This is a genomic window from Streptomyces sp. NBC_00582 (assembly GCF_036345155.1).
In the GTDB taxonomy this organism is placed as follows: domain Bacteria; phylum Actinomycetota; class Actinomycetes; order Streptomycetales; family Streptomycetaceae; genus Streptomyces.
The window spans coordinates 2981654-3007944 of sequence record NZ_CP107772.1; the positions used below are offsets into that span (position 1 = coordinate 2981654).

Annotated in this window: 20 protein-coding genes and 3 pseudogenes; 15 read left to right on the plus strand and 8 right to left on the minus strand. The window is 72.5% G+C overall.

What is annotated here, in order from left to right; translation table 11 throughout:
• Positions 1 to 158: 158 nt before the first annotated feature.
• On the plus strand, positions 159 to 809 hold the full coding sequence (locus OG852_RS12880) for a ScbR family autoregulator-binding transcription factor (RefSeq protein ID WP_133914577.1): 651 nt from the start codon (positions 159 to 161) through the stop codon (positions 807 to 809).
• Between the two features lie 100 nt (positions 810 to 909).
• On the opposite strand, the gene OG852_RS12885 is transcribed toward OG852_RS12880, so the two are convergent.
• Positions 910 to 2745, minus strand: a complete 1836-nt coding sequence (locus OG852_RS12885) for a S8 family peptidase (RefSeq protein ID WP_133914578.1) — start codon at positions 2743 to 2745, stop codon at positions 910 to 912.
• Positions 2746 to 3038: 293 nt separating this feature from the next.
• Between OG852_RS12885 and OG852_RS12890 the strand changes: the two genes are divergently transcribed.
• Positions 3039 to 3974, plus strand: coding sequence for a lytic polysaccharide monooxygenase auxiliary activity family 9 protein (locus OG852_RS12890; protein WP_133914579.1), 936 nt, complete (start codon positions 3039 to 3041; stop codon positions 3972 to 3974).
• Positions 3975 to 3992: 18 nt separating this feature from the next.
• Here the strand turns inward: OG852_RS12890 and OG852_RS12895 are convergent, their stop codons facing one another.
• Positions 3993 to 4628 (minus strand): Tat pathway signal sequence domain protein, encoded by a 636-nt coding sequence (locus OG852_RS12895; RefSeq protein WP_133914580.1) that lies wholly within the window; start codon positions 4626 to 4628, stop codon positions 3993 to 3995.
• A 686-nt stretch (positions 4629 to 5314) separates the two neighbouring features.
• On the opposite strand from OG852_RS12895, the gene OG852_RS12900 reads away from it, so the two are divergent.
• Positions 5315 to 5983, plus strand: a complete 669-nt coding sequence (locus OG852_RS12900; protein ID WP_133914703.1) for a DUF6230 family protein — start codon at positions 5315 to 5317, stop codon at positions 5981 to 5983.
• A complete protein-coding gene (locus OG852_RS12905) occupies positions 5971 to 6435 on the plus strand; it encodes a DUF6114 domain-containing protein (RefSeq protein ID WP_133914581.1) in 465 nt (154 codons plus the stop codon). Before OG852_RS12900 ends, OG852_RS12905 begins: the two co-directional genes overlap by 13 nt.
• Before the next feature lie 81 nt (positions 6436 to 6516).
• On the opposite strand, the gene tatA is transcribed toward OG852_RS12905, so the two are convergent.
• The 3 genes and pseudogenes from tatA to OG852_RS12920 form a co-directional block, all read right to left on the minus strand.
• A complete protein-coding gene (gene tatA, locus OG852_RS12910; protein WP_330347993.1) occupies positions 6517 to 6747 on the minus strand; it encodes a Sec-independent protein translocase subunit TatA in 231 nt (76 codons plus the stop codon).
• 80 nt (positions 6748 to 6827) lie between these two features.
• Positions 6828 to 9809 carry an HAD-IC family P-type ATPase gene (locus tag OG852_RS12915; protein WP_330347994.1) on the minus strand — a complete coding sequence of 994 codons (2982 nt, stop codon included), beginning with the start codon at positions 9807 to 9809 and terminating at the stop codon, positions 6828 to 6830.
• A 76-nt stretch (positions 9810 to 9885) separates the two neighbouring features.
• A pseudogene (locus OG852_RS12920) lies at positions 9886 to 10230 on the minus strand (ArsR/SmtB family transcription factor); the annotation flags it as partial.
• A gap of 131 nt (positions 10231 to 10361) precedes the next feature.
• On the opposite strand from OG852_RS12920, the pseudogene OG852_RS12925 reads away from it, so the two are divergent.
• The 6 genes and pseudogenes from OG852_RS12925 to OG852_RS12950 all read left to right on the plus strand — a co-directional run.
• A pseudogene (locus OG852_RS12925) lies at positions 10362 to 10706 on the plus strand (SAM-dependent methyltransferase); the annotation flags it as partial.
• A 310-nt stretch (positions 10707 to 11016) separates the two neighbouring features.
• Positions 11017 to 12033 (plus strand): substrate-binding domain-containing protein, encoded by a 1017-nt coding sequence (locus OG852_RS12930; protein WP_330347995.1) that lies wholly within the window; start codon positions 11017 to 11019, stop codon positions 12031 to 12033.
• A gap of 70 nt (positions 12034 to 12103) precedes the next feature.
• A pseudogene (locus OG852_RS50975) lies at positions 12104 to 14041 on the plus strand (sensor histidine kinase); the annotation flags it as partial.
• 1292 nt (positions 14042 to 15333) lie between these two features.
• Positions 15334 to 15768, plus strand: coding sequence for a roadblock/LC7 domain-containing protein (locus tag OG852_RS12940; RefSeq protein WP_133914585.1), 435 nt, complete (start codon positions 15334 to 15336; stop codon positions 15766 to 15768).
• Position 15769: 1 nt separating this feature from the next.
• The gene (locus OG852_RS12945) at positions 15770 to 16126 is read left to right on the plus strand and encodes a DUF742 domain-containing protein (protein ID WP_133914586.1); all 357 of its coding nucleotides are present in this window, start codon (positions 15770 to 15772) and stop codon (positions 16124 to 16126) included.
• Positions 16113 to 16712: a GTP-binding protein gene (locus OG852_RS12950; RefSeq protein ID WP_133914587.1), complete on the plus strand. Its 600-nt coding sequence runs from the start codon at positions 16113 to 16115 to the stop codon at positions 16710 to 16712. Before OG852_RS12945 ends, OG852_RS12950 begins: the two co-directional genes overlap by 14 nt.
• On the opposite strand, the gene OG852_RS12955 is transcribed toward OG852_RS12950, so the two are convergent.
• Positions 16684 to 17133, minus strand: coding sequence for an ankyrin repeat domain-containing protein (locus tag OG852_RS12955; protein WP_133914588.1), 450 nt, complete (start codon positions 17131 to 17133; stop codon positions 16684 to 16686). The two genes, OG852_RS12950 and OG852_RS12955, sit on opposite strands and share 29 nt — an antisense overlap.
• A 208-nt stretch (positions 17134 to 17341) precedes the next feature.
• Between OG852_RS12955 and OG852_RS12960 the strand changes: the two genes are divergently transcribed.
• Positions 17342 to 18712, plus strand: coding sequence for a glycoside hydrolase family 43 protein (locus tag OG852_RS12960; protein WP_330347997.1), 1371 nt, complete (start codon positions 17342 to 17344; stop codon positions 18710 to 18712).
• Positions 18713 to 18724: 12 nt separating this feature from the next.
• Here the strand turns inward: OG852_RS12960 and OG852_RS12965 are convergent, their stop codons facing one another.
• Together OG852_RS12965 and OG852_RS12970 are read right to left on the minus strand one after the other, a co-directional pair.
• Complete coding sequence (locus OG852_RS12965) at positions 18725 to 20587, minus strand: aromatic amino acid lyase (protein ID WP_330347998.1); 1863 nt, start codon at positions 20585 to 20587, stop codon at positions 18725 to 18727.
• 10 nt (positions 20588 to 20597) lie between these two features.
• Entirely contained in the window at positions 20598 to 21557 is a 960-nt protein-coding gene (locus OG852_RS12970) for an ABC transporter substrate-binding protein (RefSeq protein ID WP_330347999.1), read from the minus strand.
• Positions 21558 to 21903: 346 nt separating this feature from the next.
• Here OG852_RS12970 and OG852_RS12975 point away from each other — a divergent pair, with 346 nt between their 5' ends.
• From OG852_RS12975 to OG852_RS12990, 4 genes are read left to right on the plus strand one after another with little or no spacing between them, the layout of a single operon-like run.
• Positions 21904 to 24675: a sensor histidine kinase gene (locus tag OG852_RS12975; RefSeq protein ID WP_330348000.1), complete on the plus strand. Its 2772-nt coding sequence runs from the start codon at positions 21904 to 21906 to the stop codon at positions 24673 to 24675.
• Positions 24672 to 25148: a roadblock/LC7 domain-containing protein gene (locus tag OG852_RS12980; RefSeq protein ID WP_059202334.1), complete on the plus strand. Its 477-nt coding sequence runs from the start codon at positions 24672 to 24674 to the stop codon at positions 25146 to 25148. The genes OG852_RS12975 and OG852_RS12980 overlap by 4 nt, the downstream gene beginning before the upstream one ends.
• A gap of 32 nt (positions 25149 to 25180) precedes the next feature.
• The gene (locus OG852_RS12985; RefSeq protein WP_133914593.1) at positions 25181 to 25630 is read left to right on the plus strand and encodes a DUF742 domain-containing protein; all 450 of its coding nucleotides are present in this window, start codon (positions 25181 to 25183) and stop codon (positions 25628 to 25630) included.
• Positions 25617 to 26216: a GTP-binding protein gene (locus OG852_RS12990; RefSeq protein WP_330348001.1), complete on the plus strand. Its 600-nt coding sequence runs from the start codon at positions 25617 to 25619 to the stop codon at positions 26214 to 26216. The genes OG852_RS12985 and OG852_RS12990 overlap by 14 nt, the downstream gene beginning before the upstream one ends.
• Positions 26217 to 26291: the final 75 nt, after the last annotated feature.

Below are 26291 nucleotides of genomic sequence, written 5' to 3' on the forward strand. Positions count from 1 at the left end.
GAAGGCCATGGCAGACGGCGAACCGTCCGCTCCGGTAAGCGTTAGAGTACGAGGCGACCGGTTTGTTTTCAATGAGATCAGTCGACGGCATCCTATGATCGGTGCGGACCGCGGGCGGTCGCGGGTTCCGGCCAACTCGGTGCCGTGAAGGGGCTCTTATGGCGAAACAGGAGCGCGCCATCCGGACGCGCAGAGCGATCGTGGAGGCGGCCGGCGCGGTCTTCGACGAGCACGGCTACATGTCCACCACCATCGCCATGGTCCTGGAGCGCGCCGAAGTCACCAAGGGCGCCCTGTACTTCCACTTCCCGTCGAAGGAATCGCTCGCCCAGGCCGTCCTGAACGAGCAGGTGCCGTACGGCGCGGTGCCACCGCAGTCCTGCAAGCTGCAGGAGATCGTCGACATGACCTTCGTGGTCGGGCAACGGCTGCTGAGCAACGCGTTGCTGCGGGGCAGTGTGCGGCTGGCGGTGGACCAGGAGACGCCGTCCGGGATCGATCACGGCGAGCCGTTCAGGCAGTGGGCCGAGCGGTTGACCGATCTGCTCGAACTGGCGCGGGAGCGGGGCGAGTTGCTACCAACGGTGCGGCCACGGGAGACCGTGGAGCTGCTGGTGGGCTGCTTCACCGGCATCCAGCTGATGGCACGGGCGCTGACCGGCCGCGCGGATCTCGCGGACCGCCTGTCGGTGATGTGGGCGCACATGCTGCCGAGCATCGCGGTGCCGGGTCTGCTGCCCCGTCTCGACACCCGGGCCGACCGGGGGGAGCGGGTGCTGGCCTCCCTGGACGAGCGGGCGGCGTCCTGACGGGGCGCGCACAGCAGTGCGGCGGGCCGGCCGGTGTCCATCCACACCGGCCGGCCCGCCCGTTCTTCTCAGGTCACGCGGGGTGGACCCGCGGCCTCGCTCAGAAGGTCAGCTTCCAGCCGTTGAGCGTGCCCGTGTCCTGGGCCGCCACGTCCTGGACCTTCAGCTTCCAGGTGCCGTTCGCGGCCTCGCTGGAGGCGTCCACCGTGTAGGTGGTGTTGACGTTGGCCGCGGAGTCCGAGGAGCTGGAGGACTTCAGGCGGTACGTCGAGCCGTCCGGAGCCACGAGGTCGACGACCAGGTCACCGCGGTAGGTGTGGGTGATGTCGACGGCGACCTTCAGGGTCGAGGGCGCGTTGCCGGTGAGGCCGCTGACGGCGAGGGAGGACGTGATCGCCGCACCGTTGTCCGGGATGGCGACCGCGGTGCTGCTGGAGAAGGTGGTGCCGCCGGTCGAGCCGCCGCCGGAACCGCTCACCGCCGCCACGGTCTTCGCCGCGTCGGCCAGACCCGCGCCGCAGCCACCGGAGCAGGCGCCGGGCAGCGCACGGGCGTTGTTCTTGATGGCGGTCTCGATCTGGGCCGGGGTCAGCGAGGAGTTCGCGGACTTCAGCAGCGCGACCAGGCCCGCGATGTGCGGGGTGGCCATGCTGGTGCCCTGGTAGTAGGCGTACGACTCGGTCGACGGCGTCTTGCTGCCGGAGTTCAGCGTGGACAGGATGCCGTTGGCGGTGCCGGTGCTGGTCTGGCCGCCGGGGGCGGAGATGTCCACCAGTGAGCCGTAGTTGGAGTAGGACGCCTTGGCGCCGGCGCGGTTGGTGGCGGCGACCGAGATGACGTTGTTGCAGTTGCCGGGCGAGTGGTTCGCGACGTTGTCGTTGTCGTTGCCGGCCGCCACGACGACGGTGGTGCCGCGGTTCACGGCCGCGGTGATCGCGCTCTGGGTGGCCGAGGTGCAGGCGCCGTCGCCGCCCAGGCTCATGTTGATGACCTTGGCGACGTTGGTGTTGGCGGGCACGCCGGAGACCGTGCCGCCGGACGCCCAGGTGATCGCGTCGATGATGTCGGAGTCGTAGCCGCCGCACTTGCCGAGGACGCGGACCGGGGAGATCTTCGCGCCGTAGGCGATGCCCGCGACACCCTTGTTGTTGTTCGTGACGGCGGCGATGGTGCCGGCCACATGGGTGCCGTGCCAGGACGAGGTGGAGGCGGGGACGCCCGAGCCGCACTCGTTCGCGTTGTACCAGTCGCCCGGGTCGGCCGGGTTGCTGTCGCGGCCGTCGCCGTCCACGGAGACCGCGGTGTCGGCGATGAAGTCGTAGCCGCCGACGATGTTCGCGGCGAGGTCGCTGTGGGCGACGTAACCGGTGTCGATGACGGCGACGGTGACCCCGCTGCCGGTCGACGTGGCCCAGGCGCCGGGGACGTTCATGCCGGCGGTGGTCTCGTAGAGGTCCCACTGCTTGGCGTACTCGGTGTCGTTCGGGTCGGCCTGGGGCGTGTTGAGGCGGTCCGGGACGACATAGGCGACCTGCGGGTCGGCCTGGTAGCGGGCGACGACGTCGGCGACGTCCGCCCCGGTGACGTCCTCGCCCAGGTCGACGAGGGCCGCGCCGGTGCCGAGGCGGCGCTGGAAGTCGACGTCCTCGCCGGTCTGCTCGCCCTTGGCGGCGGCGTCGGCCTCGGCGGCCGCGTTCGAAGTGGCCTCGGTGGCACCGGACTTGTAGCCGACGATGAGGCGCTCGGCGGGGGTGCCGGGGGCGGCCTCGGTCTGGGCGGCGGGCACGGCGGACGCGGGGGCGGCCGTGGCGGAGGAGTCCTGGGCGGCGACCGCGGAGGCGGTGGAGGCGGCGGTGAGGAGAGCCGCGGAGAGGGCGGCGGCGGATATCAGCTTCCGCCGGAGAGCGGGTGAGGTGCGCAAGGGCGTGCCTTTCATGGCCGGCTCCGGGCAGGCAGCGCGGAGCAACGGTCGATCGCTTCGGCATCGAAGCGGCGGGGGGTGGAACGCGAGGGCCGGCCGGGCGCGGGAAGCTGGTTCGTCAGGGGTTACCTGTGGTTCAGCTGTGCAGGAACGATAGGCAAAGGAATGGTCATCCGGATACGGGGGAAACCCTCGATCCGGCCGGAAACCCACCCTCGAAAGGCGCGAACCGCACCTGAACACACCGGGGCCGGTTCCCGTACTGGACTGAACAGACCGTTCCCGCGCCGGCCGAGGAGACGTCCCCGATGCCCCGGATGACCGCACACCGCATCGCCGCCCTGACGGCGGCCGCCGTGAGCCCCCTGCTGCTGAACCTGTGGACCGCGGGCCCGGCGCTGGCCCATGGGGCGCCCACCGAGCCGTCCAGCCGGGTCTACGGCTGCTCCCCGGAGGGCACGCGGTCCGGCACCGCGGCCTGCAGGGCGGCGATCGCCGCCAACGGGACGTCCTTCGCCGCCTGGGACAACGTGCGCGTGGCGAACGTGAACGGCCGGGACCGGCAGACGATCCCGGACGGCGAGCTGTGCAGCGGCGGACTGCCCGCCTACAAGGGGCTCGACCTGGCACGCGCCGACTGGCCGACGACCCGGCTGACCCCGGGCGGCACGCTGCGGATGACGTACGCCTCGACGATCCCGCACACCGGGACGTTCCGGCTCTACCTCACGAAACAGGGGTACGACCCCACGAAACCGCTCACCTGGGCCGATCTGCCGGAGCGCCCGTTCGCCGAGGTCAAGGACCCGACGCTGACCGACAGGGCGTACCGGTTCAGCGTGAAGCTGCCCGCCGACCGGACGGGGCGTCAGGTGCTGTACACGATCTGGCAGAACAGCAGCACGCCCGACACGTACTACTCGTGCTCCGACGTGGTGTTCCCGGCGGCCGCCGGCACCTCGGGCACGGATGGGAAGAAGACAGAGCAGGAGAAGGAGGAGGAGCAGCCGGAGAAGGCGTCGGCGTCGGCCGCGTCCAAGCCGTCGGCCACCGCCTCCACCACGGCCGTGAGCCCGTCGGTTCCGGCCACGCGGACGGGCGCGGACACACCCGGGAGCACCCCGGTGGCGTCCGCCACCGGGGCCGGTTCGGGTCCGTCCGCGCCGCTGCTGGCGGGCGGCGCCACCGCCGTGCTGGTGCTCACCGGTGGCGTCGCCCTGGCGCTTCGTCTGCGCGGGCGCTGAAGCCCTCGCTGACGAGGGTCAGTTGACGGTGACCGCGTCGGTTCCGTCGGTCACCGGGGCGTACTTGGCGGTGAAGTAGCCGGCGGAGGGGCACAGCGTCGAGCCGGAGGTCCGGGTGAACGCCTGGTTGCTGAAGGCGATGCTGTTGTCGGCGTTGCTCGCCGTGCCGCTCAGACCGGACGCCTGGTAGACGCAGGAGACGGTGCCCAGCAGGGTGCGCAGGACGACCGTGGTCTGGACGGTGGAGCCGCTCGGCGGGGTCACCGTGACGACGCCGCCCGAGGTGACGGTGGTGGTGTACGGCAGGTTGTTCACGGTGATGCTGGTGACGCCGGTGACACCGAGGACGTTCGAGGTGCAGTTGCCGAACGTCTGCCCGGTGAGCGACTCGGTGGCGGCGCCCGGGGCGGCCGGGTTGTCGGTGACGGTGGCGGTGAACGTGGACGTGGCACAGGAGATGCCGCTGGTGCCGGTCGCGCTGTTGTACAGCGTGGCGGCGGTGCCGCTGGCCAGGGACGCGTTGAGGACGTCGCCGACCGCGACATCGCCGTTGGCGGTGGTCAGGACCGCGCCGGCCGCGGAGGCCGGGGTGACGGCCGGGAGGGTGAGGACGACGGCGGTACCGGCGACGGCGAGGAGGGAGCGGATGCGCATTGGCGGGTGCCTCTTCTCTGAACTGGGGGAACTTCAGGGGGAGTTGTGGCTCTGTGGTGCCGTTCGCAACGTGGGGGGACGCGACGCGGCGTCCGCCGTTGCCGGCCCGTGACGCCTTCTCCGTACGTGACGGACCGGCAACGGCAGCCGGCCGGTGACCGGCCGGAGGCACTGGAACGTGACTCCGGCCGGGCCGGGCGGGAAGGGCGACCGAGGACGGCCCGCGGGGGGAAGCGGCCGTACCGGTGCCGTGTGAGGGAGCGGACTCGGATGGATCCGCCCACGTGGAACGGAAGGTCCGGGAGCGCGGCGGTCACCGCGCTGCGGATCCGGCGCCACGGATCCGGGCCGAGCCGTGGATCCGGGCTGGGCCAGGGAGAGTTGTAGACCTGCGCTTCCGTCAACGTCAATACGTTGAAAGGAAGTTGATGACCCGACAGATATATGCAGGGAACACCTGACGGACTTGATCCACAGGCCGCACATGATGAACACTCTTTTTCCACATCTCCCTTGACCCCTTGGTGTAACCATCGGTAACTTCCTCGTTGGCTACTGCTGCGTAACGTGAAAGCCCTTACGGCTTCCGGGAGTTGCGAGGAGGCGTGCGCGGCAGCCGCTGTCCGCGCCAGGACAACGCGCCACTGAAGCCCAACCCGCACCACTTCAAGCGCATGGGAGCAGACATGGCCTCGTCCCCGGACGTCACGTCGTCCGACGACAACACCCCCGGGAACCCGGAAAACGGTTCCTCCGGCAGACGCGGCCGGGTCCGGCCGCGCCGGGCCGCGGTGATGGCGGTGCCGGCCGCCGCGGTCGCCGCCACCCTCGCCATCCTCACCGCCGAGGGCGCCCTCGGAGTGCAGTTCGCCATCTCCGGCATGCCGTTCGTGGTCACCGGCGACAAGCTCGACGGAACCGGGTTCGAGCAGTTCGGCGCGCTGGACAGCATGATCGAGAACAGCCCCAACCAGGGCGACACCGGCGGCCAGGTCCTGGTCGTCACCTCGGTCGTGAAGGACGGCGACATCACCAACATGTGCCAGAGCGTCGACCTCGGCGGCATCCAGCTGCTGCTCACCGCGGGCGGCGAGGGCACGCCGGTGCACGTGGAGAACCTGGCCATCGACTCCGACGTCATCAAGGGTGACGCCGAGTTCCACGGCATCGAGATCGGCGGCGACGCCAGCACCTTCAACAAGGGTGGCGTGAAGGGTCCCGAGGGCGTCTACGGCCAGCAGGCCGACACCGTCCTCATCAAGCACCTCTACCAGCACAACTACGCGGCCACCGCCGGCATCTTCAAGCTGCCCGACCTGCACATGCGGTTCGGGACCGGGGGTTGCCCGCAGTGAGCCCGTCCAGCCAGTGGCGCACCGCCTTCCGCGCATGGCGAGGGCGCCGGCCCTTCCTCGGCGGGGTGCTGCTCACGCTGGGCGGCGCCGAGATCCTGGTGACCATGAAGGCACCGCTTCCGGTCATCCTGCACATCGGCATGCAGGGCCTCGCGGGTTACCTCCTGCCGACCCTGATGCTCGTCTGCGGCCTGCTGATCGTGTTCAACCCGAGCCAGCGGCTGTTCTACTCCGTGATCTCGGTGCTGCTCTCCCTGGGCACCTGGGTCACGTCCAACCTGGGCGGCTTCTTCGTGGGCCTGCTGCTGGGCGTCGTGGGCAGTTGCATGACGTTCGGCTGGCTGCCGGACCAGGAGCCGCGCGTGAGTCGCCGCAAGCGGCGCAAGGCGGCCCGGGCGGCCGCCGAGGCGCTCCAGCCGACCGCGCTGCCGGGAGCGGGCGAGCCCGCCTGAGGCACGTGTTCCACCACACCGGCGGGGCCGGGACGACCTGCGCGCAGCAGGACGCTCCCGGCCCCGCCGGTTGTCGGTGCGTCAGTGGGTGGCGGCGGGCGGCTCCACCGGGACGGTCGTGACCGGGGTCTGCGCCTCGGGGACGGTGGCCGGAGCGCCGTCCTCCTTCATCGCCTTGGCCTCGCTCTTGAGGATGCGCATCGACTTGCCGAGGGCGCGTGCCGTGTCCGGCAGCTTCTTCGAGCCGAACACCAGGACGACGACGACCGCCACGATCAGCAGGTGCCAGGGCTCCAGTCCGTTGCGCAGCATGCTCCCGACCTCTCCGTCAGCGATGGTTGACCAGCGATGGTTGCTATATTGCGCAACTGTACAACCTCGCGGCCCGCGGTCTACGGCCGCCGGCGTGCCGACCTGCGCAGGGCCAGGGCGTACAGGCCGAGGACGACGACGAGCAGCAGGTAGTACGGCAGCGGCAGCGGGGTCATGCCGAGCCGGGCGCCCAGCGGGCTCGGCGGCAGCAGCAGGCCGACGGCGCCGAGGACGGCGGCGGCCCGGCCGACCGGGCCCGTCGCGGCTCCGCCCCGGCCGGTGCGCAGCAGCACCATCACCAGGGCCTGGGTGAGCAGGTTCTCGGTGAACCAGGCGGAGTGGAAGACGGCCGCGTCGTCGACGGCGTCGGGGCCGTGCAGGGCGAGGGCCAGCACCCCGAAGGTGGCGAGGTCGGCGATCGCGTTGAGCGCGCCGAACCCGGTGAGGAACCGCAGGAACGCACGGGGCCGCAGCTCGGCGGGGCGGCGCAGGGCGGCGGCGCCGGGACGGTCGTAGGCGAAGGCGAGCTGGGCGGCGTCGAAGCACAGGTTCTGCACGAGCACCTGTGCCGGGAGCATCGGCAGGAAGGGCAGCAACAGGCCCGCCGTGAGCATCGCGAGGACGTTGCCGAGGTTGGAGGAGAGGGTGACCCGCAGATACGAGGCGATGTTTCCGCCGCTGTAGCGGCCCGCGGTGATCGTGTGGCCGACGGCGCCGAGATCCTTCTCGCCGAGGACCACGTCGGCGCACTCCCGCGCCACCGCGCAGGCCGAGCGCGGCGCGATGCCGACATCGGCGGCACGCAGGGCGGGGGCGTCGTTGACCCCGTCCCCCAGAAACCCGACGGTGTACCCGGCCGCCCGCAGCCCCTCGACGACCCGCGCCTTGTCGGCGGGGGTACAGCGGGCGTGGACGGTGAGGGTGGGGGGCACCGGGGCGGGGGCGGGGGCCGAACCGGAACCGGAACCGGGGTCGGCGGCGGGGTGCGAACCGGGGGCCGGGGCGAAGTGGGAGCCGGGGCCCGGGCGGCAAGCGGGGGCGAGGGCGAGAGTGAAGCCGGGGGCCGGGGCGAGGTCGGAGCCGAAGGCCCGGGTGAGGTCGGGGTCGTGGGCGAGGCCGGAGCCGGACGCCCCGGTGAGCTCCGGGTCGTGGGCGAGGCCGGAGCCGGACGCCCCGGTGAGCTCCGGGTCGTGGGCGAGGCCGGAGCCGGACGCCCCGGTGAGCTCCGGGTCGTGGGCGAGGCCGGAGCCGGACGCCCCGGTGAGGTCGGAGCCGCGGTCGAGGGCGAGGCCGGAGCCGGACGCCCCGGTGAGGTCGGAGCCGCGGTCGAGGGCGAGGTCGGAGCCGGGGTCGGGGGCGAGGGCGCGGTCGGAGCCGGAGGCCGGGGCGGCTTCCGCGCCGATGAGGATCCGGTCCGGTTCCCAGCCCAGCTCGCGGCAGATGCGGGCCGCCGTTCCCGGGTGGTCGCCCGTCAGGACGCGTACGGTGACGCCCCTCGCGGTCAGGCCGCGCAGCGTCTCGGCGGCCTCCGGGACGAGGGGGTCGCGGAAGGTGACCAGGCCGCGGTAGGTGAGGCCACGCTCGTCGGCGGGGGTGTAGGGGCGGGTGCGCGCGGGGCGCTGCGCGGTGGCGACGGCCAGCAGACGCAGACCGCCGTCCGCCTCGCGCCGGGCGAGCGCCTCCAGCCGGGCCCGTTCCCCGTCCTCCAGGGAGCACCGGTCCAGGACGTCCTCGACCGCGCCCTTGACCACCAGGGTGTGTGTGCCGGGGCGCGGGCCGCGCACCACCGCGGTGGAGAGCCGGCGGACGGGGTCATGGGGGACGGCGTCCACGCCGTCGTACGCCTCGGGGTCAAGAGGGGCGGCGTCCGGACCCTCGTACGCCGTCGGATCCGCCGTGGCCTCCAGCAGGGCCTCGTCGAGCGCGTCCGGCGCGGGGAGTTCGGCCAGATGGAGGGTCCACCAGGCGTTGACCGCGGCCCAGCGCAACGGGACGGGGTCGGCGTGGCCGTCCGGGCCGAGGGAGCCGTCGACGACCGGGCGGTCCTGGGTGAGCGTGCCGGTCTTGTCGACGCACAGGACGTCGATCGCGCCCAGGTCGTGCAGCGCGGGCAGTCGCTTGACGATCACGCCGTGGGTACGGGCGAGCAGGGCCGCGCCCCGGGCCAGACAGGTCGTGACGATCACCGGGAGCATCTCGGGCGTGAGGCCGACCGCCACCGCGACCGCGAACGGCAGGGTCTCCAGGCCCCGGCCGCGCAGGGCGGCGTTCGCCATCAGCACGAGCGGCGGGGTGAGCAGCATGAAGCGGATCAGCACCCAGGAGATGCCGTGCACCGACCGGTCGAACGCGCTCGCCTCCCGCCGCCCGGGCCCGTCGAGCGTGGCGGCGATACGGGTCCGCGCCCCGGTGGCGAGGACCACGGCGGTGGCGCTGCCGGAGGCGACGTCGCTGCCCTGGAAACAGAGGTGGGACTCGGCGTCCCCGCCCGGCGTCCGCTCCGCGGACTTCGCGACCGGCGCCGACTCCCCCGTCAGCGCCGCCTGGTGCACGGTGAGGCCCCGGGCGCGCAGCAGTCGTACGTCCGCCGGGACGAGGTCGCCCGGGCCGAGCCGGATCACATCGCCCGGCACCAGGTCGGCGACCGGCAGCTCGCGGGGGCGGGGCGGCTGCCCGTCGGCGGGGCGGCGCAGCACGGTGGCCGTGCCCGCGACCAGTTCGCGCAGCTCGGCGAGGGACCGGTCGGCGCGGTGTTCGCCGTGTGCGCGCAGCACGACACTGACCGCGACGAGGGCGAGGATCACCGCGGCGGTGCCCCAGGACGCGACGAGCGCGGAGACCAGCCCGAGGACGAGCAGGACGGCGGTGAAGGGGTCCTGGGTGCCGCGCAGCAGCAGCCGGGGCCAGGAGGCCGGGCGGGTGGCGGGAGGTGGGGCGCCGCCGGTGTCGGCGAGCCGGGCGGCCGCCTCGGCCTCGGTCAGCCCGCGCGGCCCGCTCTCCAGGCGGCGCAGCACCTGCAGGGCGGTGCCGTCGTCCCCGGCGACGGGTGCCTCAGAGACCACGGAGCCGAACGGCCGGGCGCACGGCCCCGGCGACACGGTCGGCCCCGACGGCGGCGTCGGGACCCACGGCACCGTCCGCGCCCACGGCCCGGTCGGTCCGGTCGGTCCGGTCGGTCCGGTCGGTCCGGTCGGCCAGGCGGTGCAGGGTGAGGCGGACGACGTCGACGACGTCCGGGGCGTCGACGAAGTAGATCTGGCGGCGGCCCTCGCGGCGGGAGCGGACGAGTCCGGCGAGCTTCAGTTTGGTCAGGTGCTGGCTGACGGCGGGCAGCGCGCCGCCGACCCGCTCGGCGAGCCCGGTCACATCGCTCTCGCCCTGGGCCAGCGCCCACACGATGTGCAGCCGGGCCGGGGAGGCGAGCAGCCCGAAGGTCTCGGCCGCGTGCGCCAGCACATCGGCGGCGGGATCCTCGAACGTCACGGTGGTCGACCTCCTCGGCCGGGGGTGAGCCGGTTCAGTGTAGGGGGCGGCCGGTTGCGACCTCGTACGTCTGTTCAACGCGCGTACAGAAGTGGGACGTTGGGACATACGAGCCACGACGAGATCGACACGTCCGCATGCGGGCGAACCGCGACTTCATGCACCGCGCGGTCGCCCATCTGGCCCGGGACGCGGGCATCCGCCAGTTCCTCGACATCGGCAGCGGCCTCCCCACCTCCCCCAACCTCCACGAGATCGTCCAGGCCGAGGCGCCCGACGCCCGGGTGGTGTACGTCGACAACGATCCGCTCGTCCTCGCCCTCTCCAGGAATCTGCTGGGGAGCACGCACGAGGGGCGCACGGTCCATCTGGATGCGGACATGCGCGACCCGGCGGGGATCCTGGCCGCGCCGGAGTTCCGCGAGACGCTGGACCTGGAGCGGCCCGTCGCCCCGACGGTGATCGCGATCGTCCACTCGCGCAAACCCTGAGCACACGGCGGCCCGGCACACACCCCGACCCGGCACACTCCGCGACCCGACGCCCTCCGCAATTTTGACGATCATTCAATCCACCTGCGGCTATGCTCCCTTTCGCCCCCTCCGGTCCCGTCCCACATCACGATGCGGCAGCAGCACCTCACCCCAAGTGGTTGGTTACTTGACTACCAGCGGTCACACACGGTTGGCTCCGAGCCAGCGATAGCGTCTCGCCGGCGCACACCCCGTCGCTCCGGCGGCGCTCGCCCCGTCCTCATGCTCTGCGCACAGCGAGGTGCAGCCCCCCATGAACAGTCCCCTCCCCGCCTCACCGCCCCCGAGACCCTCCGGCTCCGACGGATCCGTGCGTCTGACCGTCCTCGCGGTCGCCTGCTGTCTTCTCCTCGCCGGCTGCTCCGGCGACGGCTCGTCCGACGCGGACGGGGCGAGCGGCTCCGGCGACCGGATGAAGGTCGCGCTGGTCACCCACGGCGCCGAGGGCGACGCCTTCTGGGAGCTGGTGCGCAAGGGCGCGGAGGCGGCGGCCGCCAAGGACGGCGTCGAGCTGACCTACGGGAGCGACGCGGACGCGTCCGGGCAGGCCGAGTTGGTGCGGGACGCGGTCCGCGACAAGGTGGACGGCATCGCGCTGACGCTGGCCAAGCCGCAGGCCATGAAGACCCCGGTGGCGGCGGCGAAGTCGGCGGGGATCCCCGTGGTCGGCCTCAACTCCGGTATGGACGACTGGCAGTCGACGGGGGTGCTGGAGTACTTCGGGCAGGACGAGAGCGTCGCGGGCCGCGCGGTCGGCGACAAACTCACCGGCCTCGGTGCGAAGCACGCCCTGTGCGTCATCCACGAGCGCGGCAACATCTCACTGGAGGCGCGCTGCGCGGGCGTGAAGAAGACGTTCACCGGCGAGACCGAGATGCTCTACGTCGACGGGACCGACATGGACGCGATGTCCGCCGCCGTGACGGCACGGCTCCAGCAGGATGCCGGCATCGACGAAGTGATCGCCAACGGGGCGCAGTTCGCGCTCGCCGCGGTGAAGGCGGCGAAGAAGGCGGGCAGTAGGGCGAAGATCGCCACCTTCGACCTCAACAAGGACATGGTCGGGGCGGTCCGCGCCGGCAGTGTGCAGTTCGCGGTGGACCAACAGCCGTATCTCCAGGGCTATCTGGCCGTGGACGCGCTCTGGCTGTACCGGACGAACGGCAACATCAGCGGAGGCGGTGTGTCCCCCGTGCTGACGGGGCCGGCCTTCGTGACGAAGACCAATGTCTCCGACGTGGCGCGCTACGCCGCCAACGGAACGCGCTGACCGGGCGGTTCACGCCGGTCCCCGACCCTCCCCGTATCCCCGCTCCCCCGCTGATCACCCTAGGACGACGATGTCTCCACGGACAGGTGCCCGGCGCCGGCGTCTCGGCTCCATACGTCTCTCCCTGATCCTGCTCGCGCTGGTGCCCGGTGTCACCCTCGCCGCCATGTGGGGTGTGACGACGATCCAGATGTTCTCGGAGGGGCTGCGGCTGCGCACCCAGACCGAACTGAGCCGCTCCACGGGTGCCATGGGCACCGAGGCGACCCTCGCGCTGCAGCAGGAGCGTAGTCTGTCGGCCGTGTGGCTGGCGTCGGGCGGCGACGCCGCCCGGTCCGCGCTGGACGCCCAGCGCAGGAGGACGGACACGGCGGTCGCCAAGCTGGTCTCCCGGGCCGACGACATCCAGCAGGCGCCCGAGCGGGTCAAGGACCAGTTGTACTCGGTCGTGGCCTCGGTGAGCAGCCTGGAGTACTACCGGGGCCAGGTGGACCGGCCCACCGGCATCACCGCCGCGCAGGCCCTGGACCAGTACACCTCGATCATCGACGTCCAGATCCACGCCTTCCAGGCGCTGTCGCAGGTCGACGACGGCGACCTCACCTCGCAGGCCGGCCCGCTCGTCGCCCTGGAGCACGCGGCGGAACTGGTCTCGGAGGAGGATCTCCGGCTGACGCTGGCCGGCCCCGAGGGGCGGATGAACCAGGAGACCTGGTCGCAGTTCACCCAACTGGTGAACACCCGCCGGTGGCTGGTGGAGGACCAGATCGTCCCCTCCCTCACCGGCGAGGCGAAGAACGAGACCGAGAAGATCCTCACGAGCTACCAGTGGCAGATCCTGCAGTCCATCGAGGACAAGGTGCTCGCGGCCGGGGCCGAGCGGGACAAGAAGGGCCTCGTCGTCCTGCCGGACGTGCAGAAGCAGTGGCGGGCCGCGCTCATCGAGGTCTCCGACCAGTACTCGGCGCTCATCCAGCAGCAGACCACGGCGCTGCTCCAGCACAGCGCGGACAACGCGCGCGGCCTGCTCATCAAGGCCGCCTCGCTGAGCGCCGGCGGTCTCGTCGCGCTGCTGCTCTGCGTCGGCATGTCCTGGCGGATCACGCGTTCGCTGTCCCGGCGGCTGCGCGGGCTGCGGATGGCGACCCTGAGCCTCGCGCACGAACGGCTCCCGGACGTGGTGGCACGGCTGGACCGGGGAGAGACGGTCGACGTGGACTCGGCGACCCCGCCGCTGGACTACGGCGGTGACGAACTCGGCCAGGTGGCCGCGGCGTTCAACACGGCACAGCGCACCGCCGTGCACACCGCGGTCGAACTCGCCGACACCCGGCGGGGTTTCCAGAAGGTCATCCTCGGCATCGCCCGGCAGAGCCAGAACCTGGTCAACCTCCAGCTCAGCAAGCTGGACGCGCTGGAGCGCGCCCACCAGGACCCGGACGTGCTCAAGGGGCTGTACGAACTCGACTCCACGGCGAGCCAGTTGCGCCGCTACGAGGAGAACCTCGTCATCATCAGCGGCGGCCGGCCCGGTCGTAGCTGGTCGGAGCCGGTGGCGCTGATCGACATCCTGCGCAGCGCGGTCGGCGAGGTCGCCCAGTACCAGCGGGTGGAGGTGCACACCGAGGAGGACCTCTCCATCGCCCCGCCGGCGGTGGCCGACGTGATCCATCTGCTGGCCGAGCTGATCGACAACGCGACCTCGTACTCGCCGGCGCCGAGCCCGGTCGGGGTGCGGGCCGCGATGGTGGCCAAGGGGCTGGCGATCGAGGTCGAGGACCGCGGGCTCGGTCTGTCCGAGGAGGACTACGACTCCTTCAACGCGCAGTTGGCGGTGGCGCCGCAGTTCGACGTGGTGGCGCTCGCCGACGACCTGCGGCTCGGTATGTTCGTGATCGCCCGGCTGGCCACCCGGCACGGCATCGCGGTGACCCTGCGCCCCTCGCCGTACGGCGGCGTCACGGCGATCGTCCTGGTCCCGCACGACATCGTGGTCCGCGAGGCCGACCTACGGCAGCCCCCCGTCCCCCCGACGGCACCCGAGCCGGAGCCGGACCAGACCGACACGATACGCAGGCTGTCGCAGGCCCTACGGGGGCTGTCCGAGGACGAGCAGCCGTCGGACATGGCCCCGGAACCGTCCGCCGCGGCAAGGGAGCCATCCGGCGCGGCGCCTGCGCGGGACGTCTCCGGCCCGGACCCCGAGCACAGCAGGCCCGACGGCGAGCGCGCCGCCCCGCTGCCGCGGCGCGACAAGGCCGCCGCGATACGCGACGCGTCCACTCCGACCGGCGGACCACGACACGCGCCCCCCACTCCGACCCACCCCGAACCCACCTCACCGCCCCCGGCGCCCACCACGCCGCCCCAGACCGACACCCCGCCGCCCCAGGCAAGCGCCTCGCCATCTCCGGGAAACACCGCGCTGTCCCCGGCGGACACCCGGCGCTCCCCGGCAGACACCGCGTCCCACCCGGCAGACACCGCGTCCTCCCCGGCAGACACCGCGTCCCACCCGGAACCCACCTCGCCCTTCCAGGCAAACACGGCGCCCTCCCAGGCAAACACCTTGCCGCCCCCGGCAAGCACCGCGCTGCCCCCGGCCCGGCCCTCCGAGGCGGGCGCCGCGTCCGCCCCGGCAGACACCCCGCCGCCCCCCGCGAGCACCGCGCTGCCCCCTGCGGACGCCTCGTCCACCCCTGTGGGCACCCCGCCGCCCCCGGCAGACACCCCGCCGCCCCCGGCAAGCACCGCGCTGCCCCCCGCGGACGCCTCGTCCACCCCTGTGGGCACCCCGCCGCCCCCGGCAAGCACCGCACTGCCCCCCGCGGACGCCTCGTCCACCCCTGTGGGCACCCCGCCGCCCCCGGCAGGCATCTCGCCGTCCTCGACCAGCACCCCGCCCTCCCCGGCAGAGGCCGCGTCTTCCCCGGCAGAGACCCTGCGCTCCCCGGAGGGCGCCGCGTCCGCCTCGGGACGCACCGCAGCCGAGGAGGGAGGCGTCCCGCGCTCGCCCCGGCCCGGGGGGCTCAGGCCGTTGCCGCGGCGGGTTCCGCAGACCAGTCTCGCCGCCGAGTTGCGCGAGGAGGCGCCGCCCTGTGAGGAGGACGACTTCCCCGACGACTTCACCGCGGAGCGCGCGGCCTCTTCCCTCGCCGGTTTCCAGCGCGGCACGCTGCAGGCACGCGACGACGCCGACACCGACGTACCGCCGCCGGGTCCGGCCGAGCCGGCGGTCACCGCCGCAGGCGCCCCCCAGACACCCACCCCGCCCGCCGACCGCTCATGAAGGACACCGCGATGACACACTCCGTCCCGGCCACGAACACCCAGCTCGACCAGTTGCTCACCGGTCTGGTGGACCGGGTGGCCGATGTGAACCAGGCCGTCGTGCTCTCCGAGGACGGGCTGGTGGTCAGCAAGTCCACCGGGTTCCTGCGGGAGGACGCCGAGCGGCTGGCGGCGACCGCGTCGGGCCTGATGAGCCTGAGCAAGGGCGTCAGCATGGACTTCCGCGGCGGCCCCGTGCGCCAGGCGCTGATCGAGATGGCCAACAGCTACCTGATCCTCACCTCGGCGGGCCCCGGCGCCCATCTGGTGGTGCTGGCCGGCTCGCACGCGGACGTCGGTGTGGTCGCGTACCAGATGAACATGCTGGTGAAGAAGATCGGCGAGCACCTGAGCGCGGCGCCGCGGACCGGCATCGGCCCCGCCGTCCGCGGCAACGGCGGGTGAGGTGAGCCCAGGCGACGAAGCGGGACGACTCGTCAGACCGTTCACCCTCACCGGTGGGCGGACCCGGCCCAGCCGAGCCGACTTCACGCTCATCACGACGGTGACGGCGGTGGACCCGCCGCCCGAGCGGGCCGCGCGGCCGCAGCCGGAACACGCCCGGATCCTGCGGCTGAGCGCCCGTCCGGTGGCCGTGGCGGAGCTCGCGGCCCATCTCGACCTGCCGGTGAGCGTGGTCGTCATCATGCTCTGCGATCTGCTGGAGGCGGGCCTGATCACGGCCCGGCCGCCCCGTTCCGTCTCCGGCGCCGCGGATCTGGACCTGCTGCAGAAAGTGAGGGACGGCCTTGGCCGGATCTGAGCCCACCGCAGGCGCGGTCGCGGCGCCCGACACCGTGAAGATCCTCATCGCCGGCGGCTTCGGCGTCGGCAAGACCACCATGGTTGGGGCGGTCAGCGAGATCGCCCCGCTGCGCACGGAGGAGCCGCTGACCGTCGCCGGCCTGGAGGTCGACGATCTGAAGGGCATCGAGGAGAAACGGTCCACCACCGTGGCCCTCGACTTCGGCCGGATCACCATCGGCGACGACCTGGTGCTGTACCTGTTCGGCACCCCCGGTCAGCAGCGGTTCTGGTTCATGTGGAACGACCTGGCGGTCGGCGCCCTGGGGGCGGTGGTGCTCGTCGACGTGCGCCGGCCGGAGTCGAGTTTCGCGGCGATCGACTTCTTCGAGCGCCGGCGCATCCCCTTCGTGGTCGGGGTCAACGGCTTCCACGGGCAGCATCCCTATCCCGCGGAGGAGATCAGGGAGTCGCTGGCGCTGCCGGAGGGCGTCCCGGTGCTGTTGTGCGACGCGCGGGAGCGGGAGTCGTGCCGGGACGTGCTGATCGCCCTGATCGACCGGGTGATCGCCGAGGTCACACTGGGGTCGGGCCCGGCCCGCTGACCTCGCGGCGGGTGATCCGGTCCCGCAGCAGGGCGGCCGTCTCCGGGTGCGGCCCCCGCTCCGCCCATTGCAGCGGGGTCCAGCCGGTGCCGCGGTCCTCGCGCAGGGCGGGGTCGGCGCCATGGGCGAGCAGGACGCGGACCGTCTCGGTGTGGCCCCAACAGGCAGCCGCGCACAGGGGAGTTCCCTCGGCGCCGAGCCCCGCGCTCTCGGCGTCGGGCGGCGCTCCGGCCTCCAGGAGCGTGCGGGCCACGGCGGCCGAGCCCTGGACACAGGCCGTGTAGAGGGGAGTGGTCCCGCCGGCATCGGGGGCGGCGGGGTCTGCGCCGGCCTTCAGCAACCGGCCGACGCGCGCGCCCTCGTCGCACAGGACCGCCTGGAGAAGGCTCTTCGTCAGTTTCTTGCGCCGTCTTCTGTTCACGGCCGCCGAGGGTAGCCCGGTCCGTGCCGCGTGCTCACCGGATTTCTCAGGGGCGTCGCACAGCCGAACGGCGGGAAACCGCCAAGCCTGTCCCGGTGATTGACCTGTTCCTCTCCCACCCCTACGGTCTGACCGGCTCACCGAACCTCGTTCGATATACCGACCCTGAGGGAGACCTCAGGGGCGTCCGCACCCCCGTGGAGAGCACATGACCCCCAACCCCTCCCGCCGCCTCTTCCTCGGCGCGGCGGCTTCCGTGCCCCTCGCCCTCACCCTCGGCACGCCCGCGGCCCACGCGGCCGACTCGGCGTATGTGATGGGCTACTTCACCGAGTCGACCAACCTCGGGGACGGCACCGACTACGGCCTGCATCTGGCCGTCAGCACGGACGGGCTGCGCTGGACGCCGCTGAACCAGAACAACCCGGTGGTCACCCCGACCGAGGGCGCGCTGGGGCTGCGCGACCCCTTCATCCTGAAGAAGCAGGACGGCACCTTCGTGGTGCTCGCCACCGACCTCAAGGGCACCGACTGGACCTACGTCAGCCAGTACGTGCACGTGTGGAACTCCACGGACCTGCGTACCTTCACCGGCTACCACCGGCTGAAGCTGCACGACATGAACACCCACAGCTGGGCGCCGGAGGCGTTCTGGGACGCGAGCCGGGGGCAGTACGCGCTCATCTACTCCGCGGTCAACGACAGCGGCCACAACGTCATCATGGTGAACTACACCGGCGACTTCGTCACGGCGTCGGCCCCGCAGGTCTTCTTCGACCCGGGCTACGACGTGATCGACGGCGACATGGCGGTGGGGGTGAACGGCTACAACTACCTCTACTTCAAGAAGAACCAGACGCTGGTCGGCGCGCGGTCCACCACGCTGAACCCGGGCAGCTTCACGGAGTTCTCCACCGGCGTCGCGCACGGCGGCACCGAGGCGCCGACCCTGGTGAAGTCCCTGTCGTCCGGCACCTGGTGGCTCTGGGGCGACACCTACACCCCCAACGGCGTGTTCTACGCCTGGCAGTCCAGCGACCTCTCGGCGGGCACCTGGACCGCGCTGGACCAGCGGACCTACACCCAGCCGGTCAACTCCAAGCACTGCGGCGTCTCGACGATCACCACGACCCAGTACAACAACCTGCTGTCCTACTGGGGCGCGCCCGCCTGGAACCGCCTGAAGTCCTACAACTACCCGGCGCGTTACGTCCGCCACTCCAACTACGTCGGCCGGATCGACGAGTACCCGGTCGAGCCGTACAAGGACTCGCTGTGGACGATCGTCCCGGGTCTCGCGGACAGCTCGGGCGTCTCCTTCCGGTCGGTCAACTACCCGACCCGCTATCTGCGGCACTACAACTACGCGCTCCAACTGGACGTCAACGACGGCACGTCGACGTTCGCCGGGGACGCGACCTTCTACCGTACGGCGGGCCTCGCGGACTCGACCTGGTCGTCGTTCCGCTCGTACAACAACCCCACCCGCTACATCCGGCACTCGAACTACGTCCTGCGCATCGACCCGATCTCGACGTCGACCGCCCAGCAGGACGCCACGTTCTACGTGGGGTACTGATCCCTCAGCGGGTCACAACCGCGCGAGCCGCGGCAGCAGTTCGGCCGCCGCGGTGAGGTCGCCGGTCAGGGGGCGGTCGTCCGTGCCGAGCGGCAGGGCGGCCGCCGCCAGGGTGTAGGCGGGCACCGGAGGAGGCACCGGGCGCAGCCGCAACGCCCGTACGGCGGTGACGAGTTCGCAGGCGAGGACGGTGCCGTAGGCCTCCGCCGCCCGGAGGGTCTGCCGGGCGGCCTGGCCCGCGAAGCTGGCGGCCTCCTCCAGACCGTGCGAGAGGACGGCGTGCCCGGCCGAGGCGGGCGCGGCGCACGAACGCAGCTCCGCGAGCGCGGAGTTGGCGGTGTACTCCAGGATCATGGTGCCCGAGCTGCTCGCGGGTCCGGCGGCGAGGAACGCGGGCAGTCCGGTGAGGTCCGGATCGCCGAGGGCGGCCAGCCGGGCCACGGAGAGCTGGGCGGTCTGGAGCAGGGCGAGGTTGGCCGCGTCCAGGGCGAGGCCCAGGGGCGCGGCGAAGAAGCCGCCGTGATGGTGGGCGGTGGTGCCGTCCGGCGCGACGAGGGGATTCTCGGAGGGGCAGTTGATCTCCACCTCCACGACCGTCCGCAGCCGTTCGCAGGCCTCCAGGGCGCAGCCGTGCGCCTGGGGGAAGGCCCGGAACCCGAAGGGGTCCTGGATCCGCCGACCGGGCGCCGCGCCGGATCCGTCCCCGATCCCGAGCAGCCGCCGCACCTCGCCGGCGGCCCGTGCGGGCCCCGGGTACGGCCGCGGTGCGTGCACGGCGGCCGCGTACGCCTGCGCCGACCCGCCCACGGCCGCCAGGGAGAGCGCGGCCACGGCATGGGTGGCCCGCAGCAGCACATCGAGCCCGTGCTGAGCCAGCGCGGCCTGCCCCAACGCCAGCGCGTTGCTGCTGAGCAGGGCGAGCGCGTCACCCGGCCGCAGGGCGACGGGGGCGGGCAGGGCGCGGGGGCCGGCAGGCGCGGGGCGTACCTCCGCAGCCGTGATCTCAGCGGGGGGCGCGTCCGGCTCGGACTGCGCGGCACGCGCCACCGTCGGGAAGACCACGGTCGATCCGGCCGGCCCGCCGCCCGCCGTCACGACGGGCGGCACGATCGCGGCGGTGGGTGCGCCGGGCTCGGACTGCGCGGGGTGTGCGGCCGGGTCCGGGCCGGGGCCCCGCCAGGAGACGTTGGGCCAGCCGACCATTTCGCCGTCGGGTCCGGTGGGGCGGTCGGGGATCCGCCAGGCGGCGTCCGCCGAGTCGAACAGGTCGCCGTCCGGGGCGTTGGCCGGCGTGCCGCCCCGGGTGCCGGCCTCCGGCCGGACGGGGCCCGGACGCGCGGCGGCCTCCGGGGACGAGGACGGGGCGGCGTCCACCCAGGGGCGTTCACCGATCAGGGTCAGGCCCGTCTGGGCCAGGGCCGTGAGGTCGCCGGTGCCGATGCCGCCGTACTCGTTGACAGCCGGGTGGACGCCGAGGCGCAGCGCCTCGGCGAGGGCGTCGACGAAGGCGGGCTGGATGCCGGAGCCGCCGGCCAGGAGCTGGTTGGCGCGGACGGCGAGCATCGCCCGGACCTGACGGGCGGGCAGCAGCGCGCCGGCGCCGCCCGCGTGGCTGCGCAGCAGCCGCAGGCCGTGGGCGCTCTCGTCGCCCTCCTCGACGGTCACCGAGCGGTGCGCGCCGACGCCGGTGCCCCGGCCGTACAGCCGTCCCTCGGCGGCGAGACGCTGCGCGGCCCGCCAGGAGCGTACGGCCCTCTCGCGGGCCTCGGGGGCCACGGCGGGCACGGCCTCACCGTCGGCGAGCGCGATCAGCTCGCCGACGGTGAGGCCGGTGCCGGTCAGGACGACCGGCGGGGGGTCGAGAGGCGTCGCCAACGAAGGAACGTCAGTCGAGGCCCGCGGACTTCAGCCAGGCCTTGGCGACGTCGAGCGGGTCCTTGCTCTCGAGCTGCACCTGGGAGTCCAGGTCGAGCAGCGTCTTGGTGTCGAGCTTGGCGGAGACGGCGTTGAGCGCGTCGACGCCCTCGTCCGAGAGGCCGCTCTTGTAGACCAGGGGCGTCACGTTCGCGAAGCCGAAGAGGTTCTCCGGGTCCTGCAGGACGACGAACCCTTCCTTGGTGATGGTCGGGTCGGTGGTGAAGATGTCCGCGGCCTGCACGGTGTTCTTCTTCAGCGCGGCCTGGGTCAGCGGGCCGCCGGCGTCCAGCGCCTTGAACGACTTGAACTTCAGGCCGTACACCGACTCCAGGCCCACCATGCCCTGCTGCCGGGTCTGGAACTCGGGCGAGCCGCCGAGGACCAGGTCGGGCGCGGCCTCCTTGAGGTCGGCGAGGCTGGACTCGGAGGTGAGCTTGTACTTGTCGGCGGTCTCCTTGTTGAGCGTGACGGAGTCCTTGTCCTCGGCCGGGGAGGACTCCAGCAGCGTCAGCTTGGAGTCGAGCTTGGCCTTGACCGCCGCGTTCACGGTCGCGAGGGACTTCTGCTCCGCCTTCGCGTCGAGGTAGGCCAGCAGCGAGCCGTTGTACTCCGGCAGAACGGTGATGGAGCCGTTCTTGAGCAGGCCGTAGGTGGTCTCGCGGCTGCCGATGTTGGGCTTGTAGGACACCTTGATGCCCTTGGCCTTCAGGGCCTCGCCGTAGATGTCGGCGATCAGGATGCTCTCGGCGAAGTTGTTGGAGCCGACGACGACGGTGCCGCCCGCCGCCTTGTCTCCGGCGAGCGGGTCGGACTTGTCGTCGGAGGAGCCACATCCTGCGAGCAGGGCCGTCGCCGCGGTGAGCGCGACGGCCGCCGCGCCGGTGTTCCTGAGGGACCTGGACCTGCTGCTGTGGGCGTTGGAAGTCACGGTTCCGTTCCGAGCTCTGGGGGGCGATGAGGAACTGACGGGCGGTGAAGCCTGGCCTGATCCAATCCACCTGGTTCTTCATCAGTCAAGAGCGGTTCTGTTACCGATTCGCTTCGGTTCGTGGTCAGTTGCGTAGTGTTTGAAAGCCCTTCCTGGAGGTTTAGGGGGCTCTTCGTAATGGATTCTTGACGTAGGGCGACGTGCTCGATCGATCAGATAGGCGATATCGTCGCCGGAGTCGGCACCGGCCACAACGGTGTGCGGGGGCCACTCGAATGCCGTTTCACTCACATTCGGCCACACGCGTGGCCCGGCACGCCCGCAACACCCCTTCGAAGGAGGCCCGGTGTCCACGAAAGAGGTGGACGCGCCCGCCCGGTCGGCAACTTCGGCACCGTCGTCCGTGCGCCGGGGCCTGCGGGGTTTCGCCGACCGGTGGCCCTTCCAGCGCAAGCTGAACCTGCTCGTCGGCATTCCGCTCGGGGTCATCGCCGTGATGCTGGCGTACCTCTTCGTCGACTTGGTCCAGGAGTCCAATCGCGCCGAGGACGCCGCCCAGTTGGTGCGCGACAGCACCCAGGTGGCCCGGCTCGTCTCCGACCTGCAGGACGAGCACCAGCAGGCGATCCTGCTCTCGGTGCGGCACCAGGCGTCCTTCGACGGCGGCACGCCCTCCACGGACGGTTACCGCAAGGCCCAGCTCGCCGTGGACGCCCAGGTCCGCAAGGTGGTCGACGCCTTCGGTGACCGGCTGCCGGACAGCGAGGCGCAGGCGCTGCGCGGGATCGAGGGCCTGGCGGGACTGCGGAGCACGATCGAGCAGGGCTATCTGCCCGCCGACAACATCGACCCGGCGTACTCCGGCGCCTCGGACGCCGTCATCGACGGGCTGGGCCTGGACCGCGACTCCAACCTGGCCAGCACCTTCACCGGCAACCTGCTCGACTCGCTGCTGCGCGCCGACTCCGCCCACGGTGCCTACGAGACCGGTGTGTTCTCCGCCCGCACCGGCGACAGCAACGCGCTCATCGAGTACACCGGCGCGGTCGGCTCGTACGAGCTGTACACCTACCAGGCCGACCGCTTCGGCCGGTTCGCCTCCGACGCGCAGGCCGACGAGCTCGGCGGCATCGAGCACAACTCCGCGCAGGCCACCATCAGCCAGCACTTCGCCGAACTGGCCGTCGACCCGAGCGCGTTGCAGACCGAGTCGCAGGCGGACACCCGCCGCGCGTTCCGGGTGGCCCTCGACTCGTACCCGGACTACAGCGCGCAGGCCGGGACCCGGCTGAAGATCACCACCTCGCTGATCGACCAGATCGCCGACCGCGCCGACGACGCCTCCGTCAGCGCCCAGTGGCGAGCCGGTCTGCTGCTCAACCTGGCGCTGATCTGCTTCGCGCTGTGGATCGCGTTCTCCATCCTCGTACGGCGCTCGGTGGTGCGCCCGGTGCTGGCGCTCACCGGTGCCGCGCAGGAGGTCGCCGACGTCGCCGGGCGCGAGCTCGCCCGGGTCGCCGACGACGACGCCGAGGAGACCGGCTCCCCGCGGCTGCGCGAGCTGCCGGTCACCGCGGACGACGAGATCGGTGAGCTCGCCGAGGCCTTCAACAACGTGCAGACGACGGCGGCGGCGCTGCTGGAGCGCCAGGTGCTCAGCCGGCGCAACGTCGCCGAGATGTTCGGCAACGTCGGCCGCCGTGTCTCCAACCTGACGACCCGCCAGCTCGCCCTGATCGACTGGGTGGAGCGCGGGGAGACCGACCCGGCGCTGCTGGAGCGGCTCTACTCCATCGACCACATCGCGGTCCGGCTGCGCCGCAACGCCGACAGCCTGATGCTGCTGGCCGGCATCCGCGAGACCGTCCTCGACTCCGGGCCGACCGAGCTGACCAACGTGGTGCGTGCCGCGCTCGGCCAGATCGAGGGCTACCAGCGGGTGCGGCTGCACGCGGGCCGCGAGGCCGTCGTGGAGCCCGACATCGTCGGCGACCTCACCCTGATGATCGCCGAACTCCTGGAGAACGCCGTGTCGTTCTCGCCGGAGGGCAGCCCGGTCGAGGTGCGGGTCGGCTCCGACCAGGACGGCGCGTCGATCACGGTCTCCGACCACGGCCTCGGCATGAGCGCCGAGCGGCTCGCGGAGGAGAACGCGCGGCTGGTGCGCCGTGAGCGGCTCGACCTCGTGCCGACGAAGGTGCTCGGTCTGTTCGTGGTCGGTGCGCTGGCCCGCCGCTGGGACGTCGACGTCGCCCTGTCCCGTACGCCGGGCGGCGGTGTGACGGCCGAGGTCCGCATCCCGTCCACGCTGCTGCTGACGCTCAGCGGTGTCGGCGTGCCGGCCACCACCGCCGCCCAGCCCCTGCCGGCCGCGTCGGTCCCCGCCACCGGTCCCACCGCCGCCGCGACCTCGCCCACGGGCGACGAGTCGACCTCGCTGCCCCGCCGGGTCCCCCGCCGCGAGCAGCCCTCCTGGGCCGAGCGGGACCCCGAGCCGGCCACGGAGACCGCCGGGGCCGTGCCGGGGCCGCGCGCTCACAGCCGTACGCCCGAGGAGAGCGGCGATGAGGCCCCCGCGCTGCCGCGCCGCACCACCAGGGCGGCCGTCGCGGCGACCGGAGTCGAGTCCCACGGCACCCCCGCGTCGGCGTCCGACCGACGTGCGGCGGCTCCGGCCGCGGCGGCCGCTTCGGACGGACGGACGACGGCCCCGGCAACGGAGTCGGCCCCCGGCGGCCGTACGGCGCCCCCCGCGCCCCACACCCGCGCCCCCGACTCCGTCGCCCCCGCGGCCGCGCCCGCGGCCGCCCTCGGCGAGGAGCGTCCCGCTGCCGCCGAAGGGGCCCGGCCGCTGCGGCGGCGGGTGCGGGGAGCCACCCTGCGCACGACCGTGGACGCCTCCGCGGCCATGGCGCGGCAGGCGGCGCGGCCCGCCGACGCGGACGCCGTCAGGGACGCGATGGAGGAGTTCGAGGCGGCCGTGGAACGCGCCCACCGCGACACGGGCTCGTTCACACTCCCCGACGACGCGCACAGCCCGCACGACCCACGGGTCCCGGACGACCACCGGAACCCCCCGCACCACCAGAACCACCTTCCGGAAGGAGCCGAGCAGTGAGCACGTCGACAGGTGGAACTCCCACCGGAGACACCACGCCGACCGATCTGCGGGCTGCCGCAGCCGACTTCACCTGGCTGCTCAACCGTTTCGCCACCGAGACCGCCGGCGTCGTGGACGCCATCGCGGTGTCCTCGGACGGGCTGCTGATCGCGGTGTCCGAGCTGCGCGAGCACGCCGACTCCGAGCGCCTCGCGGCGATCGTCTCCGGCATCACCAGCCTGGCCGCGGGCGCCTCCGGCAACTACGGCCTCGGCGGTCTGAACAAGGTCATCATCGACCTGGAGGGCGGCCATGTCCTGGTCTCCGCGATCGGCAGCGGCGCCGTCCTCGGCGTGGTCACCGACAAGGAGGCCAAGCTGGGCAACATCGCGTACGAGATGACCGTGTTCGCCAACCGCGCCGGTGCCGCGCTGAGCCCGCAGCTCGTCCTGGAGCTGAAGAACAGCGTCGGCGCCACCAGGACCCGCTGACCGCGGGCCACCGGTAGAGGAAGCGAACACCGATGGCGGACGGCCAGAGCCCGCACGGCGCCGGCGAGGACCCGCTCGTGCCTCCCGGCCCGGTCGGCCCCGCGCCCGCCGTACGGCCCTTCCTGGTCACCGCGGGACGGGTCGCGGGCGCGGGCGAGGCCTCGTCCGGCCGGGCGATGCCCGTGGAGACCCAGCTCGTGGCGACCACCGGCGGGATCGACGCACTCGACCGGCTGTCCTTCGAAGCGCACGACATCGTTGCCGCCTGCCGGGTGCCGCAGTCCATCGCGGAGATCGCGGCACGGCTGCGGCTGCACCTGAACGTGGTGCGGGTACTCGCCGAGGACCTGCGGTCGGCGGGGCAGCTGTCGGTGCACGTGCCCGACTCCGGCGTCACCCACGACGCATCCGTCCTGCGCAGGGTTATCGATGGCCTGCGGGCCATCCCCGACTCCCGGGGGGTACTCCGTGACTCCGACTGAACCACTCGCCCGGCCGGCCGCCGGCCAGGCCGCCGTACGGCCGCCGCTGCCGGTGAAGCTGGTGATCGCGGGTGGCTTCGGCGTGGGCAAGACCACCGCCGTCGGCTCGATCTCCGAGATCGAGCCGCTGACCACCGAGGCGGCCATCACCGAGGTCGCGGCGGGGGTGGACGACCTGAGCCACACCCCGCGCAAGACCACGACCACCGTGGCGATGGACTTCGGCTGCATCACCATCGACCCGACGCTGAAGCTGTATCTGTTCGGCACGCCCGGACAGGAACGCTTCGGCTTCATGTGGGACGACATCGTGGAGGGCGCGGTCGGCGGTCTCGTCATCGTCGACACCCGCCGGCTCGACGACTGCTACGCCGCGGTGGACTACTTCGAGCACAAGCAGATCCCGTTCGCGGTGGCCGTCAACGCCTTCGACGGGAGGGTCGACCACTCGCTGGACGAGGTCCGCTGGGCCCTCGACGTCTCCGAGGGCGTTCCGGTGCTGGTGTTCGACGCGCGGGAGCGGGGTTCGGTGCGGGACGCTCTGCTGGTGGTGCTGGAGCAGGCGCTCGCCCGGAGCGGCGGGTAGGTACGGTCCCCACGTCCTGCGGTTGTGGGGAACCGCGGGCCGGTCGTGGCCGGTCGCGCAGTTCCCCGCGCCCTT

Coding starts and splice junctions, on each gene's coding strand:
- OG852_RS12985 (WP_133914593.1), top strand. CDS start 25,181: ATGGCGGACGGCCAGAGCCCGCACGGCGCCGGCGAGGACCCGCTCGTG.
- OG852_RS12900 (WP_133914703.1), top strand. CDS start 5,315: ATGGCCTCGTCCCCGGACGTCACGTCGTCCGACGACAACACCCCCGGG.
- OG852_RS12940 (WP_133914585.1), top strand. CDS start 15,334: ATGACACACTCCGTCCCGGCCACGAACACCCAGCTCGACCAGTTGCTC.
- OG852_RS12895 (WP_133914580.1), bottom strand. CDS start 4,628: ATGCGCATCCGCTCCCTCCTCGCCGTCGCCGGTACCGCCGTCGTCCTC.
- tatA (WP_330347993.1), bottom strand. CDS start 6,747: ATGCTGCGCAACGGACTGGAGCCCTGGCACCTGCTGATCGTGGCGGTC.
- OG852_RS12885 (WP_133914578.1), bottom strand. CDS start 2,745: ATGAAAGGCACGCCCTTGCGCACCTCACCCGCTCTCCGGCGGAAGCTG.
- OG852_RS12930 (WP_330347995.1), top strand. CDS start 11,017: ATGAACAGTCCCCTCCCCGCCTCACCGCCCCCGAGACCCTCCGGCTCC.
- OG852_RS12960 (WP_330347997.1), top strand. CDS start 17,342: ATGACCCCCAACCCCTCCCGCCGCCTCTTCCTCGGCGCGGCGGCTTCC.
- OG852_RS12890 (WP_133914579.1), top strand. CDS start 3,039: ATGCCCCGGATGACCGCACACCGCATCGCCGCCCTGACGGCGGCCGCC.
- OG852_RS12880 (WP_133914577.1), top strand. CDS start 159: ATGGCGAAACAGGAGCGCGCCATCCGGACGCGCAGAGCGATCGTGGAG.